The sequence below is a fragment of the Roseomonas genomospecies 6 genome, from assembly GCF_008365375.1.
Lineage (GTDB): Bacteria > Pseudomonadota > Alphaproteobacteria > Azospirillales > Azospirillaceae > Azospirillum.
Map to the genome: position 1 here is coordinate 38672 of NZ_QOKW01000002.1, position 14338 is coordinate 53009.

Annotated in this window: 11 protein-coding genes; 4 read left to right on the plus strand and 7 right to left on the minus strand. The window is 68.5% G+C overall.

All coding sequences use genetic code 11. The features are described from left to right. Positions 1-61: 61 nt before the first annotated feature. The 4 genes from metH to DS843_RS02640 all read right to left on the minus strand — a co-directional run bounded on the left by metH (position 62) and on the right by DS843_RS02640 (position 6003). Positions 62-3553, minus strand: a complete 3492-nt coding sequence (metH, locus tag DS843_RS02625; protein WP_149467352.1) for a methionine synthase — start codon at positions 3551-3553, stop codon at positions 62-64. A 61-nt stretch (positions 3554-3614) separates the two neighbouring features. Then, on the minus strand, positions 3615-4088 hold the full coding sequence (locus DS843_RS02630; RefSeq protein ID WP_149467353.1) for a DUF29 domain-containing protein: 474 nt from the start codon (positions 4086-4088) through the stop codon (positions 3615-3617). A gap of 53 nt (positions 4089-4141) precedes the next feature. Continuing rightward, complete coding sequence (gene metF / locus DS843_RS02635; RefSeq protein WP_149467354.1) at positions 4142-5023, minus strand: methylenetetrahydrofolate reductase [NAD(P)H]; 882 nt, start codon at positions 5021-5023, stop codon at positions 4142-4144. Then, positions 5020-6003, minus strand: a complete 984-nt coding sequence (locus DS843_RS02640; protein WP_149467355.1) for an ArsR/SmtB family transcription factor — start codon at positions 6001-6003, stop codon at positions 5020-5022. Before DS843_RS02640 ends, metF begins: the two co-directional genes overlap by 4 nt. A gap of 432 nt (positions 6004-6435) precedes the next feature. Here DS843_RS02640 and DS843_RS02645 point away from each other — a divergent pair, with 432 nt between their 5' ends. The 3 genes from DS843_RS02645 (at position 6436) to DS843_RS02655 (ending at position 9598) form a co-directional block, all read left to right on the plus strand. Further along, positions 6436-7209: an MlaA family lipoprotein gene (locus DS843_RS02645; RefSeq protein ID WP_149467356.1), complete on the plus strand. Its 774-nt coding sequence runs from the start codon at positions 6436-6438 to the stop codon at positions 7207-7209. Between the two features lie 139 nt (positions 7210-7348). After that, complete coding sequence (locus tag DS843_RS02650) at positions 7349-7921, plus strand: MlaC/ttg2D family ABC transporter substrate-binding protein (RefSeq protein WP_286191899.1); 573 nt, start codon at positions 7349-7351, stop codon at positions 7919-7921. 195 nt (positions 7922-8116) lie between these two features. Then, complete coding sequence (locus tag DS843_RS02655; RefSeq protein WP_149467358.1) at positions 8117-9598, plus strand: pentapeptide repeat-containing protein; 1482 nt, start codon at positions 8117-8119, stop codon at positions 9596-9598. 173 nt (positions 9599-9771) lie between these two features. Here the strand turns inward: DS843_RS02655 and ettA are convergent, their stop codons facing one another. Further along, on the minus strand, positions 9772-11448 hold the full coding sequence (gene ettA / locus DS843_RS02660) for an energy-dependent translational throttle protein EttA (RefSeq protein WP_149467359.1): 1677 nt from the start codon (positions 11446-11448) through the stop codon (positions 9772-9774). A gap of 123 nt (positions 11449-11571) precedes the next feature. Here ettA and DS843_RS02665 point away from each other — a divergent pair, with 123 nt between their 5' ends. After that, complete coding sequence (locus tag DS843_RS02665; RefSeq protein WP_149467360.1) at positions 11572-12039, plus strand: YaiI/YqxD family protein; 468 nt, start codon at positions 11572-11574, stop codon at positions 12037-12039. A gap of 20 nt (positions 12040-12059) precedes the next feature. On the opposite strand, the gene DS843_RS02670 is transcribed toward DS843_RS02665, so the two are convergent. Next, positions 12060-13322 carry an exonuclease domain-containing protein gene (locus DS843_RS02670; protein WP_286191900.1) on the minus strand — a complete coding sequence of 421 codons (1263 nt, stop codon included), beginning with the start codon at positions 13320-13322 and terminating at the stop codon, positions 12060-12062. Between the two features lie 151 nt (positions 13323-13473). Continuing rightward, the gene (locus tag DS843_RS02675) at positions 13474-14145 is read right to left on the minus strand and encodes a hypothetical protein (RefSeq protein ID WP_149467362.1); all 672 of its coding nucleotides are present in this window, start codon (positions 14143-14145) and stop codon (positions 13474-13476) included. Positions 14146-14338 lie beyond the last annotated feature (193 nt).

The following is a 14338-nucleotide window of genomic DNA, read 5'->3' on the forward strand; positions in this document are numbered from 1 at the left end:
ACCGCGCTCAGCACCGGACGCCGTCGCCCCCGCCGGTCGCGGAGGCGACGGCCTCGTCCCATCACACGCTGAAATATTTCGCCCGCGGGTGATGCAGCACGATGGCCGAGGTGCTCTGCTCCGGGTGGAGCTGGTGCTCGTCGGACATCTCCACACCGATCCGCCCGGCGTCGAGGAGCTTCAGAAGCTGCTCCTGGTCCTCCAGGTTCGGGCAGGCCGGGTAGCCGAAGCTGTAGCGGCTGCCGCGGTAGGCCTGCTGCAACAGCTTCTCCTTGTCGCGGCTGTCCTCGGCGCCGTAGCCGAGCTCGGCGCGGATGCGGGCGTGGACATACTCCGCCATCGCCTCGGTCATCTCCACCGACAGGCCGTGCAGGTAGAGATAGTCCTGATAGCGGTTCTCCGCGAACCACTCCCGCGCCACCTCGGCGCAATGCTGGCCCATGGTGACGATCTGGAGGCCCAGCACGTCACGCTCGGGATCGTTCACGTCGCGCAGGAAGTCGGCGATGCATTCGCCATCCTCCTTCGCCTGACGCGGCAGGGTGAAGCGGGCGACCTCGCTGGTCCCGTCCTCGGCGAACAGGATGACGTCGTTGCCCTCCGCCGCCGCCTTCCAATAGCCATAGACCGCCTGGGGCCGCAGGATTTCCTCCTTGGCGGCGATCTGAAGGATGCGGTCGAGCACCGGGCGAAGCTCCTTCTTCGCCCACTCCTTGAACTCCTCGAAGGACTTGCCGTCCTTCCGGTAGCCCCACTGGAGCTGGTAGAGCATCCGCTCGTTCAGGTAGGTCACCAGGGTCTTCAGCGGCACATGCTCGATGACCTTCGCCCCCCAGAAGGGCGGGGTCGGCACCGGCACGCCCTCGGCCAGACGGGCGCGGCGGGCGCGGGCGGCGTCCTTGTCCACCGGGCCGACCGTGGCGCTGGTCGCCTGCCCCAGCACGCGGCGGCGATTCACCGCCCGCCCCGCCCGCTTGGCCTGCTGGATGGCGAGTTGCTGGTCGAAGCTGCCGCCCACCACCTGATCCATCAGGGTCAGCCCGTCGAAGGCGTCGCCCGCATAGGCCACCCGGCCCGAGCCGTAGGAGGCCACGCAGTCCGTCTCCACATAGGCGCGGGTCAGCGCGGCGCCGCCGAGCAGGACCGGAACCTCCAGCCCCTCGCGGGTCATCTCCTCCAGGTTCTCGCGCATGACGACGGTGGACTTCACCAGCAGGCCGGACATGCCCACGGCGTCGGCCTTGTGCTCCTTCGCCGCCTGGATGATGGCGCCGACCGGCTGCTTGATGCCCAGGTTGACGACCTTGTAGCCGTTGTTGGTCAGGATGATGTCCACGAGGTTCTTGCCGATGTCGTGGACGTCGCCCTTCACGGTGGCCAGCACCATGGTGCCCTTCTGCTGGCCGTCCAGCTTCTCCATGTGCGGCTCCAGCCACGCCACGGCGGCCTTCATCGTCTCCGCGGACTGGAGCACGAACGGAAGCTGCATCTTGCCGGCGCCGAACAGCTCGCCCACCACCTTCATGCCGTCCAGCAGGTAGGTGTTGATGATCTCCAGCGGCGGGTGGGTCTTCATCGCCTCGGCGAGATCGTCCTCCAGCCCGGTGCGGTCACCGTCGACGATGCGCTCCTTCAGCCGCTCCTCGACCGTCTCGGCGCGGGCCTTCTTCTTGGCGTCCGCGGCCTTGCGGCCCTCGAACAGCGCGATGAAGGCCTGAAGCGGGTCGTACCCTTCCGCGCGGCGGTCGAAGATCAGGTCCTCGGCGGTCTTGACCTCCTTCTCGGGGATCTGGTGCAGCGGCATGATCTTCGACACATGCACGATGGCGCCGGTCATGCCGCGCTTCACGGCGTGGTCGAGGAAGACCGAGTTCAGGACGTGGCGCGCCGCCGCGTTCAGGCCGAAGGAGACGTTGGACAGGCCCAGGATGATCTGGCAACCGGGCATCTCCTTCGCGATGGCCTCGATGCCTTCCAGCGTCCAGATCGCCAGCTTGCGGTCGTCCTCGTTGCCGGTGGCGATGGTGAAGGTCAGCGGGTCGAACAGCAGGTCGTGGGCCGGCAGGCCGTATTCGTTGACCGCGAGGTCATAGAGCCGCTTGGCGATGGCGAGCTTGCGCTCCGGCGTCTTCGCCATGCCCTCCTCGTCGATGGTCAGCGCGATGACCGCCGCACCGAACTTCTTGGCGAGCGCGAGGCGCTTGCGGGCGGGCTCCTCCCCGTCCTCGAAGTTGATGGAGTTGATGATGGCCTTGCCGCCGTAGAGCGCCAGCGCCTTTTCCAACACGATGTACTCGGTGGAATCGATGACCAGCGGCGCCGTGACCGAGCCGGAGAAGCGCTGCACGACCGCCGTCATCTCCGCCACCTCGTCGCGCCCGACGAAGGCGGTGCAGACGTCCAGAGTGTGCGATCCCTCCTTCACCTGCTCCCGCGCCATCTCGACGCAGCCGTCCCAGTCGTTCTTCTCCTGAAGCTCGCGCCACTTCTTGGAACCGTTGGCGTTGCAGCGCTCGCCGATGGCGAAGAAAGCGTTCTCCTGGCGCAGCGTGACCTGGGAGTAGAGCGAGGCGACGGCGGGCACCCAATGGACCGTGCGGCCCTTCGGATTCGGGCGATGCGAGCCCGCCGGGGCCAGCTTGCGCAGCATCTGGTTCGCCGCCGCGATGTGCGGGACGTTGGTGCCGCAGCAGCCGCCGACGAGGTTCACCCCGTCCTCGGTCACGAAGCGCTCCAGCCAATGGGCGAAGTCGTCGGCGCGCAGCGGGTAATGGGTCTTGCCGTCCACCAGTTCCGGCAGGCCGGCGTTCGGCTGCACGGAGACGAGGCCCGGCCAGTTCTGGGTCAGCCACTTGACGTGCTCGCTCATTTCCAGCGGGCCGGTGGCGCAGTTCAGACCCATCAGCGGCACGTCCAGCGCCTGGATGACCGTCGCCGCCGCGGCGATGTCGGTGCCGACCAGCAGCGTGCCGGTCGTCTCCACCGTCACCTGCACGAACACCGGCGTGTCGCTTCCCGCCTCGGCGCGGGCGCGCTTGATGCCGTTGACGGCGGCCTTGATCTGCAACGGGTCCTGGCAGGTTTCGACCAGGATGGCGTCGGCGCCGCCGGCGATCAGGCCAGCCGCCTGGACGAAGAAGCTGTCCTCCAGGTCCTGATAGGGGATGTGGCCCAGGCTGGGCAGCTTGGTGCCCGGCCCGACCGAGCCGATGACGAAGCGCGGCAGGCCGTCCGTGAAGGTCTCCGCCGCCTCGCGCGCCAGCTCGACGGCGCGCTGGTTGATCTCGAACGCCTTTTCGGAGATGCCGAACTCGCCCAGCGTCACCGGGGAGGCGCCGAAGGTGTCCGTCTCCACCATGTCCGCACCGGCTTCGAAGTAGCCGCGGTGGATCTCCCGCACGATGTCCGGACGGGACAGGGGCAGGATGTCGGTGCAGTTCTCGTGCCCCCAGTAATCCTTCTCCACATCGAGGTCGAGCGCCTGGATGCGGCTGCCGAACCCGCCGTCGCAAAGCAGGACGCGGTCGCGGAGAGTGTCGAGAATGTGCGGCATGGGAAGGGTCTGGTCCGTTTCGGAAGGAAGGTCGGGCGGAGAGGTTCAGGAAGTCAGCGTTTCATTCAAGACCGTGGCGGTTCACCGGCCACCAGTCTTCGTCAAGAAGCTGTTCGAGCGCGTAGGGGCATTCAGACGGCAGATCCCGCTCATCGACGCGATCCTGTCCAAGCCCGTCACTGGCGAAACCGCATCCACGGCGGAACGCGAGATCAAGGTCCACATGGCCTTTCAGACTGGGACTGTCGGCAAGCGCATCCACGGCGGCGGCCCGCTGTTCGCGCACCGACCTCCGCCATCCGCCGCGCGGGTCCGGTGCGGGGGAAAACTCCAGTTTCAGCAAATGCTCGATGACGCGGGCCAGATGGCTGTTGATCGCACGCCGGTCGCTCTTGCCCATGTCCTCGATTTCCTCCGCCACATGGTCCCAGTCGATGGGCGTGTTCAGCCGCTCCCGCGCCGCTTCGCGCAGCAGACGAGCCTGCTCCTGGGTCCAGGCGTAGAAATCGTCGTCATACCCGATCCGGCTGTCCATGGCCCTCCCTCCGCGACCGCGATCATCCGCAACACCCTATCACAGGGGGGCGGTCAGGACACCGCCGGCTGCTTCGCCTTGACGCCCAGCATCCGGCAGATGGCCACCGTCAGGTCCGAACGGTTCAGGGTGTAGAAATGGAAGTCCTTGATGCCCCGGGCCTGGAGCGCCTGGCACTGCTCCGCCGCCATGGTCGCGGCGACGAGATGGCGGGTTTCCGGATCGGAATCCAGCCCTTCGAAGGTTTCGGCGTAGCGCTTCGGCATGGCCGCGCCGCACTTGCCGGCGAACTCCACCGCGCGGGCGAAGTTGGTGATCGGCAGAATGCCGGGCACGATGGGCACGGTGATCCCGGCGGCGGCGCAGCGGTCCAGGAAGCGGAAATAGGCGTCGTTGTCGAAGAAGAACTGGGTGATCGCCCGCGTCGCGCCGGCATCCACCTTGCGCTTCAGGTTGTCCAGGTCGAACTGCGCGCTCGGCGCCTCCGGATGGGTTTCCGGGTAGGCGGCGACAGAGATCTCGAAATCGGCGACCTTCCTCATCCCGGCCACCAGATCGGCGGCGTAGGCGTAGCCTCCGGGATGCGGGACGTAGCGCCCGCCCACCCCGCCCTCGGTTTCCGGCGGATCGCCGCGCAGGGCCACGAGATGGCGGATGCCGGCGTCCCAATAGGTGCGGGCGATGGCGTCGATCTCGTCGCGGGTCGCGCCCACGCAGGTGAAGTGCGCGGCGGCGGGGATGCCCGTCTCCTTCTGGATGCGGGTCACCGTGTTGTGCGTGCGCTCGCGCGTCGAGCCGCCGGCACCGTAGGTCACCGACACGAAGGACGGGCCGAGCGGGGCGAGGCGTTGGATCGCCTGCCACAGGCTCTGTTCCATCTTCTCCGTCTTGGGCGGGAAGAATTCGAAGCTGACCGACGGGATGCCGGACGTCATGACTGGGCTCCGCTGATGGAGAGGATGGAGGGATCGGCCGGGGATGCACCCTTCGCGGCGCGCACCGCCGGCCATATGGATACGGTGAGCGGCTCGCCGGGCAGATGCACCACGGTGCCGCACTCCAGGCCGGACTGGCGGCACCAGGAGGCGACCTCCGCGTCGGAGAAGCCCAGGCGGCGGTGCGCGTGCTCCGCCCGCAGGGACTCCAGAGCGTGCGGGGCGAAGTCGACGACCAGAAGAAGCCCGCCGGGCCGCAGGACCCGCGCCGCCTCGGCCAGCAGATCGGCCGGCGCTTCGGCGAAATGCAGCACCTGGTGGACGACCACCGCGTCGAAGGAGCCGGACGGAAAAGGAAGCTGGTACATGTCCGCCTGCCGCACATGGCAGTGGCGGAGCGCGGTGTCCTCCAGCTTGGTGCGGGCGATCGACAGCATCTCGCGCGACTGGTCCACGCCGATGGCGCGCCGGGCGCGTGGACCCAGCACCTCCAACATGCGGCCGGTGCCGGTGCCGATGTCCAGCAGGTCCCCGATGCCGTCCGCGGGGAGCAGGCGAAGCAGCGCCTCCTCCACCTCGCGCTCCGGAACATGGAGGGACCGGATTTCGTGCCAGCGGGCGGCGTTCTCGCGGAAATAGCTGGCCGCCGCTTCGGAGCGGGCGCGCTTGATCGCCTCCAGCCGCTCCAGGTCGAGCGTCAGAATCGGATCGTCGGACGGGATGGCGTCCACCAGAACCCGCGCCAACTCCGCCGAAGCCCCGCGCTCCGTCAGCCGGTAGAAGGCGAAGGTGCCCTCCCGGAAGCGGTCGAGCAGACCGGCATCGCACAGAAGCTTCAAATGGCGGGACACGCGCGGCTGGCTCTGCCCCAGGATCTGGGTGAGTTCGGTCACCGTCAGCTCGCCATGCGCGCACAGCGCCAGCAGCCGAAGCCGCGTGGTCTCCGCCGCCGCCTTCAATGTCGCAAGCAATTCGTCCATGACCGCAGGCACCGCCCCGAAACGCACCGTGAGACCGGCGCACCCCCACGGCGCGCCATGCGGGATACAGATATAAAGATATCTTTATGCAGCGTAAACACGTTTTCGCCGGCCGCGCATCCAACCGGGGCATTCCGCGGGGCAATCCATTGGCTTCGGACGCCGCCGGCACCCCGGACCCACGCGAAAGGCGCGGCAATCCTACCACATTAGGCAGCAACCGCGCGGTGACCTTGCGTGGCACGCTGGTCAAAAGGCGGCGCCTGTGTTAGGGACGGAACCAAGGGATCTTGCGGATTTCCGCCGTACGATGCCCTGTCCGGCAGCTTCCGTTGCCGCCCGGCGAAGGGTTGAGCCTTTGGTCGTGGCGCGACGGGGCCGCGGTATCGGATGCCCCGCCCAAAGTCGTGTCCCCAGAAAGAGCCGTCGCCGATGAAGCTGGCCAACCTTTCCCGCTCCCTTCTTCGCTCGGCCGCCGTGGCCGTTGTCGCCTTCGGCATGGCGGGCTGCGCCACCGCGCCCGGCACCGGCGACGCCGACGTCACGGTCAGCGACCCGCTGGAAATCCCCAACCGATTCGTCTTCGCCGTCAACGAGACCGCGGACATCCTGCTGATTCGTCCGGCGACCGAGGTTTACGTGGGCGTCGTCCCCGACCCGCTGCGCCAGGCGGTGCACAATTTCGTCCAGAACCTTCTCGGCCCGCTCTACATCGCCAACAACCTGCTGCAGGGCGATTTCGAGGGCGCGCAGGTCGCCACCGGACGGTTCATGACCAACACGATCCTCGGCCTCGGCTTCAACGACGTCGCGACGGAGGCCGGCATCGGCGACCGTCCGGAGGATTTCGGCCAGACGCTGGGCGTCTGGGGCGTCGGACCGGGTCCCTATGTGGTGCTGCCCTTCCTTGGCCCGTCGAACGTCCGCGACACGCTGGGCTACGGAGTCGATACGCTGGCCGACCCGTTCCGCATCGGCACCAACGCCGCCGGGGCGGACGCCGCGCAGTACGGGCGGACCGGCGCCGCGGGCCTGGACCGGCGGTCGCAGCTCCTGCGCGAGATCGACGATCTGCGCAAGAACTCCCTGGATTTCTACGCGACGGCCCGCAGCCTGTACGCGCAGCAGCGCCGCGCCGCGATCGCCAACGACATCGCGCCGGCAACGCCGGAATTCCCTGATTTCGACGAACCCGCCAAGAAATAAGGAGGGGGGCATGCCGCGGAACAGCCGTCCGCGCTCGATCCTTCAACCGATTGAGTGTTGACAAAGCCCCCGCGGCAGCCACTTTTGCCTTGCCATGCTGACACGTCGCCTGTTTCTCGTGTGCGCGGCCCTGCTCGCGGTGAGCAGCTGGGCCGCCCGTCCCGCCGCCGCGCAATCGGCCGATCCGGGCGCAACCGCGTTCATCCAGTCGATGGGGAACGAGGCCGTCGCCACCTTCTCGAACAAGAGCCTGTCGCGCGAGCAGGCGGTGCAGCGTTTCCGCACCCTGCTCTACCAGGGCTTCGACGTTCCCTACATCGGGCGCTGGGTGCTGGGCCGCTATTGGAACTCCGCCACGCCGCAGCAGCACGACGAGTACCAGAAGCTGTTCGAGCGGTTGATCGTCAACACCTACGCCGACCGCTTCGTCGAGTATTCGGGGGAAACCTTCCGGATCACTGGGTCCCGCGTGGAAGGCGAAGCGGACACCATGGTGACCACCCAGATCGTTCGTCCCAGCGGCCCGCCGGTGAACGTGGACTGGCGCGTGCGCAAGCGCGACGCCGGCTACAAGATCATCGACGTGGTGGTCGAGGGCGTCAGCATGGGCGTGACCCAGCGCCAGGAATTCGCTTCCGTCATCAGCCAGAATGGCGGGCGGGTCGAAGGGCTGCTCCAGGCGCTCCGCCAGAAGGTGGGCTCCGCGGGCTGACCGGTTCCGGTACCGCCCTCCCGCCTTGCCGGACTTTTTCAAGGGCTGCCCTCGGGCGGCCCTTTTTCATGGCTCCTTTTCTCTTGGTCCATGTTTTCACGAAGGTTCGAACGGCGATTCCGTGACGAACCCGTCCGGAAGAGGTATGGTCGCGCGCATAGCCTCTTTTGTGTTGCAGCAGCGGGCGCCTTTCCGATGGCCGACCGGACTCCGAACGAGATCGAAGAGATCAAGGCGATCCTCGTCGCCCACCAGACCTGGTTGAAACGCCGCGGCGGGCGGCGCGCCGACCTCAGCTTCCGCGACCTGTCAAACCTCAAGCTCGACGGGGTGAACCTGAACGGCGCCAAGCTGGCCGGAGCCAATCTGGTCGGGGCGCGCCTCGTCCGGGCCGACCTTTCGCAGGCCGACCTGTTCGGCGCCGACATGGAGGGGACGAACCTGACGGCGGCGACGCTGATTGGGGTGGACCTGCGGGGCGCCAACCTGCACCGGGCCGTGCTGACCGACGCCAACCTGCGCGGCGCCGACTTCCGCGCCGGATCGCTGATGAGCGGGGTGGAGGACAAGCCGCGCAGCGACGGCGTCACCCGCCTGACCGAAGCGAAGATGGAGCGCTCCATCCTGGCCGGCGCGAATTTCACGGGCTGCGACCTCAGCGGCGCGGACCTGAACGACGCCGACCTGACGGGCGCCGACATGACCGCCGCGGTTCTGGTCGGCGCCGATTTCTGGGGCGCCACGCTGAACGGCGTGACCTTCGACGGGACGACCATCGACGAAGCAACCTTGGACCGCAACTACCTGCCCGCCTCCCTTCCGGAAAACGCCATCGTCAAGCCGGCCTACAAATCCATGCCGTCGGCGGAATTCCTGGAGGCCGTCGCCGAGCATGAGCGCTGGGTGAACAGCCAGGGCGCGGAGGGGCGCCATCTCGACCTCGACCTCGTGTCGGTGGTCGGGGCGGACCTGACGGGCCGCGTGCTGGCCGCCGCAAGGCTGCGCCGCTGCCGCCTGATGGGCGTGCGCCTGCGCAAGGCCAGCCTGGAGATGGCCGATCTCTCCTACACCGAACTGGTCGGAGCCGACCTGACGGAAGCCTGCCTGAACGGCACCAACCTGCGCCGCGCCGGGCTCGCCCGCGCCGTGCTGGCGCGCGCCGACGCCCGCCCCGCCCGCCTGTCCGGCGACCGTCCCTGGCCGACCAACTTCGACGGCGCCAACCTGACCGGAGCCGATCTGCGCGACGCCCGGATGGAGGACGCGGTGCTGCGCTCCGCCAAGCTGGCCGGGGCGAAGCTCGACGGCACGGGAATCACCGTGGCGGAGGCCACCGCCCCACCGCCGCCGCCGGTGCCGGAGGAGCGGCGCGCGCAAAGGCGCTACGCCCACCCGAGCCTGATCGTCCGGACCGACCGCGGCGCCCATCCGACGCGCAACTGGTCCATCGGCGGCCTTTGCCTGCGCGTTCCGGACAACCTGTTCCACGAAGGCGAGACGATCGACGCGCGGCTGTCGATGGAAGGACGGGACGACGTCACGGCCAGCGCGCGGATGGTGGTGGTCAGCGAAGGCATCGGAAAGGGTCAGGTCTCCGTCCGCTTCCACCAGTACAGCGACGATCTGAAGACGCTGCTGAAGACGGCCTTCCTGGAGCACCAGAAGCTGGAGGGTTAGCCAACCAATGCGCCCTCTCCCGCCCTGGGAGAGGGAGGGCCCCGCCGCACAGCGGCGGGAGGGTGAGGGTCGCACGCGGAGACCGCACCGATCCTCGCCGGCACCCTCACCCGCCCGCTGCGCGGGCACCCCCTCCCGGGACGGGAGAGGGATTTCATCGCCGCATCAGCCGCTTACGAACGGACCAGCGGCTTGTACTTGATGCGGTGCGGGTTCACCGCATCCTCACCCAGGCGGCGCTTCTTGTCGGCCTCGTAGGCTTCGAAGTTGCCCTCGAACCACTCCACATGGCTGTCGCCCTCGAAGGCCAGGATGTGGGTGGCGAGGCGGTCGAGGAACCAGCGGTCGTGGCTGATGACCACGGCGCAGCCCGCGAACGACTCCAGGGCCTCTTCCAGGGCGCGCAGCGTGTCGACGTCCAGATCGTTGGTCGGTTCGTCGAGCAGCAGCACGTTGGCGCCGGACTTCAGCATCTTGGCGAGGTGGACGCGGTTGCGCTCACCGCCCGAAAGCTGGCCGACCTTCTTCTGCTGGTCGGGGCCGCGGAAGTTGAAGGACGAGACGTAGGCGCGGCTCGGCATCGACTTCTTGCCGAGGTCGATGATGTCCAGCCCGTCGGAGATCTCCTCCCACACGGTCTTGTTCGGGTTCAGCGAATCGCGGCTCTGGTCGACATAGCCCAGCTTCACCGTCTCGCCGACGCGGAAGGCGCCGGCGTCGGGCCCGTCCTGCCCGGTGATCATGCGGAACAGGGTGGTCTTGCCGGCGCCGTTCGGGCCGATCACGCCGACGATGCCGCCCGGCGGCAGGCGGAAGGACAGGCCGTCGATCAGCAGGCGGTCGCCGAAGCCCTTGTTGATGCTCTCGGCCTCGATGACGACGTTGCCCAGGCGCGGCGGCGTCGGGATGACGATGCGGGCCTCGCCCGTCGCTTCCTTGCCGCTCTCGGCCAGCAGCGTCTCGTAGGCGGAGATGCGGGCCTTGCTCTTGGCCTGACGGGCGCGCGGGGACTGCCTGATCCACTCCAGCTCGGTGGCGAGCTGCTTCTGGCGGGCCTCCTCGGCGCGGCCTTCCTGCTCCAGACGCTTCTGCTTCTGCTCCAGCCAGGAGGAATAGTTGCCCTCCCACGGAATGCCCGAACCGCGGTCGAGTTCGAGAATCCAGCCGGTCACGTTGTCGAGGAAGTAGCGGTCGTGGGTGACCAGGACGACGGTGCCCTTGTAGTCCTCCAGATGCTTCTGCAGCCACGCCACGGACTCGGCGTCCAGATGGTTGGTCGGCTCGTCGAGCAGCAGCAGGTCGGGCTTCTCCAGGAGCAGCTTGCACAGCGCGACGCGGCGGCGCTCACCGCCGGACAGCTTGGTCACGTCGGAATCGCCCGGCGGGCAGCGCAGCGCGTCCATGGCGATCTCGACCGTGCGGTCGATGTCCCAGGCGTCGGCGGCGTCGATCTTTTCCTGAAGCTCGGCCTGCTCGGCCATCAGCGCGTCGAAGTCGGCGTCCGGGTCGCCCATCGCCTCCGACACGGCGTTGAAGCGGTCCAGCAGCCCCTTGGTCTCGGCCAGGGCTTCCAGGACGTTCTCCTGCACGGTCTTCGTCGGATCGAGCTGCGGCTCCTGCGACAGGTAGCCGACCTTGGCCCCCTGCGCGGCCCAGGCTTCGCCCGAAAAGTCCTTGTCGAGACCGGCCATGATCTTCATCAGCGTCGACTTACCGGCGCCGTTGACGCCGAGAACGCCGATCTTAACGCCGGGCAGGAAGGACAGCCAGATGTTGTCCAGAACCTTCTTGCCGCCGGGGTAGACCTTCGACAGGCCCTTCATCACATAGACATATTGATAGGACGCCATGCGCCGCTCCGACCCTTCTGCACAAAAAGGAAAATTTCAGGACGCCATCCGCGGCGCCACTTCGCTCGTCCAGGGTTTTAGCGCATAAGAACGCGGCATGAAACGGCGAAGGAGGGAGGCCGGGTGGTCGAGATTTATGTGGATGCCGACGCCTGCCCAGTAAAGTCCGAAATTTACCGGGTGGCCGGGCGCACCGGAACCAAGGTCTGGATCGTCAGCAACGGCCCGCTGCGCCTGCCCAACGAGTGCGTTTCGGAACTGGTCGTCGTGGGGTCGGAATTCGACGCCGCCGACAACTGGATCGCGGAGCACGCCACGGAGAGCGACGTCGTGGTGACCGCCGACATCCAGTTGGCCGACCGCTGCGTCAAAAAGCGCGCCGTGGTGATCGGCCCGACCGGACGCCCCTTCACGGAAGACAGCATCGGTTCCGCCATCGCCACCCGCGCGCTGATGCAGGATCTGCGCGACATGGGAGTCGTCAGCGGCGGCAACAAGCCGATGAGCCAGCAGGACAAGTCGAAGTTCCTGCAGACGCTCGATCAGGCGGTGCAGGCGCTGAAGGCCGGGCGCCGGCCCAAATGGAAGTGAGCGTCAAGCGGAAGTGAGCGTCACTCCGGCAGCGCTCCGGCCTGACCGGCGGCGAAGGCCCGCGCCTGCCCGTAGGTGGCGATCCCCCGCTGCTCCAGCCGCTTCAGAAGCACTGCGGCCAGTTCCGCCTCCGTAAGGGCGGGTGTGAACGGTCCCATGCGACGGTCGGTGGCCAGGCCGAAGGCGGCGGCCAGCCGGTCCAGGCCGGCCCCTTCGAGAGCCGGATCGAACGCCGCCGCCAGCCACGCCAGATCGAGCGACGGCGGCGCGTCCGGCTCCGGCAGGCCGGCGTCCCGGCAGGCGCGGGCCAGCGCGCCGAGCGACGGTTCCACCCCCGCGCCGACCACGACGCAGCCGCGCAAAGCGTCGGCGATCACCGGCCAAGCCGTGGCGAAGGGGCGCGATCCCTCCACCATCGCCGCGGTCACGCCATGGGCAGCGGTTCCCTCGGGCGGGATGGGCGTGCCCGGATCGATGAACAGCTCCAGCGACAGGCTGCGGAAGACCCGCGGCCCGGCCATGCGCACCGTGCCCACCGCCACGACGGGGCCATCCTCCAGCCGTCCGCCGGCGGTGGCGACCCACAGGCTGACCATCGGCAGGGCCGGCAACGGCTGCTCGTCGTCGAGATGGGCGGGCCGGGCATTGGGGCGCAGGACCAGCCGGTCGCCGGACAGCAGCGGCTGCGCGCCCCCCGCCTTGGCCGGAAAGACCAACGCGATCCCGGACTGAAGCCCCAGATCCTTCACCCGCACCGGCACTTCGCCCCCCTGGGCTCGGCGCAGCAGAGCGGAGACCATTTGCCCATCCTCGCGCGCCCGCTCGATGGCGCGGAACAGTTCAGGGCGCGACAGGTGGTCGTAGATGTCGGCCCCGGCCTCCAATCCCAGATGGGAGGAGGCCGCGGGATTCAGCGAGTCGATCCGCCCGAAATCGTCGAGCACCACCACCGGCTCCTCCAGCGCGGCGATCACGCCGGCCAGCCGCTCTCCCGGACGGTGCTCCCCATGGCGGCCATGGCGCAGGGCCTCCGCCGCCGCGCGCGCGAGGTCGCCGGCCTCGTCATCCCTGGCATCGGCGGCGAGAGCGGCGGCGCTGCGCCCGCGCCACGCCGACAGGGCCTCGCGCAGCCGTCCCAGGTCGCGGAAATGGCGGTTCAACCGGGCGAAGGCGATCCACAAGGCCAGCACGCCCAGCCCGACGGCGCCCATGTCCAGGAAGGAGCGTTCCGGGTCGGCGGCGGCGAGCCGCCCGACCTCCACCCCCAGGAAGGCGAACGCCATGCCCGCCACCGCAAGGCCCAACACCGCCGAACGCCATGCCCCGCCCCGCATATCGGGCCGCCTCCACACATCATCAGGAAGGCGCGACTGTAACGCCCCCGGGCGCCTCCGGAAAGGGAGCGGGCGGGCGTCCCCACCCGCTCCCCGATCGTCAATCCGCCGCGAAGCAGTAGAACAGCCCGGCCCCGCCGGTGCCCCGCAGGGCATCCTGGCTGCAGCCGCCCCTCGTCATGTGGGAGCTGTTCCAGGATTTGGCGGGCGGGTCGTCGCTCAGCCCGATGCGGTCGTGGTGGCCGACCATGGCGGCGCCCTCCGTTCCGCTGCGGGTCCAGTTGCCACAGGTCCGGTCCTCCGCACCGGCGAAGGCCGTGCCGTCCGGCTGGCTGCCGGTCAGGATGTCGTGGGTGTTGGGGGTGTCGCCCCGGCCTTTGACCGTCTCGCCGGTTTCGGTCAGGCCGGTCTGCTTGGTCAGGGCGTTGGTGGTGTGCAGTTCCTCGACGGTCCGGGCGATCACCTCCCCCTTCGCGTTCTGCCACGGCCCGCTGCCGATGCGGTCGCGGGCGTTCACCGCGGGTTTGCCGTCCGCCGCCTGGGTGGACAGATAGGCCTTCCAGTCGCGGCTCCCCGCCCCGGCGGCCTGCGCCAGTTGGCGGCAATGGCGGTCCGCCCCCTCCAGCCCGCCAAGGTCCGCGCCCTTCCCCGGACCCACGCTGGTGATGAAGAAGCTCATGCCCGCGGACCCGCCGGAGGTCTGCGCCAGGACCGGGACGGCCGGCAGCAGAATTCCCGCCGAAAGCACGGCCCCAAGGATGGTGCGGATCATGGAATGCCCTCCCCTGCATTGTCGTTGCGTCGATGGTGTTGCGTGGACGCAGGGGCGAAGGGCTTTATTCCCCTGCCCCTTCGGCGCATCGGTGCCCTGGGAGGCCAATCCATTCTTTTACCCTTCCGATGCGGCGCAGAAACCTTATGTTCCCGGTCGGCAACCGATCGCTCCACCCACCCACGCTCTTTGA

Bases quoted from the DNA above. Each gene is read 5' to 3' on its own strand.
- metH (WP_149467352.1), bottom strand. From the start codon at position 3,553: ATGCCGCACATTCTCGACACTCTCCGCGACCGCGTCCTGCTTTGCGAC.
- DS843_RS02630 (WP_149467353.1), bottom strand. From the start codon at position 4,088: ATGGACAGCCGGATCGGGTATGACGACGATTTCTACGCCTGGACCCAG.
- metF (WP_149467354.1), bottom strand. From the start codon at position 5,023: ATGACGTCCGGCATCCCGTCGGTCAGCTTCGAATTCTTCCCGCCCAAG.
- DS843_RS02640 (WP_149467355.1), bottom strand. From the start codon at position 6,003: ATGGACGAATTGCTTGCGACATTGAAGGCGGCGGCGGAGACCACGCGG.
- DS843_RS02645 (WP_149467356.1), top strand. From the start codon at position 6,436: ATGAAGCTGGCCAACCTTTCCCGCTCCCTTCTTCGCTCGGCCGCCGTG.
- DS843_RS02655 (WP_149467358.1), top strand. From the start codon at position 8,117: ATGGCCGACCGGACTCCGAACGAGATCGAAGAGATCAAGGCGATCCTC.
- ettA (WP_149467359.1), bottom strand. From the start codon at position 11,448: ATGGCGTCCTATCAATATGTCTATGTGATGAAGGGCCTGTCGAAGGTC.
- DS843_RS02670 (WP_286191900.1), bottom strand. From the start codon at position 13,322: ATGGCGTTCGCCTTCCTGGGGGTGGAGGTCGGGCGGCTCGCCGCCGCC.
- DS843_RS02675 (WP_149467362.1), bottom strand. From the start codon at position 14,145: ATGATCCGCACCATCCTTGGGGCCGTGCTTTCGGCGGGAATTCTGCTG.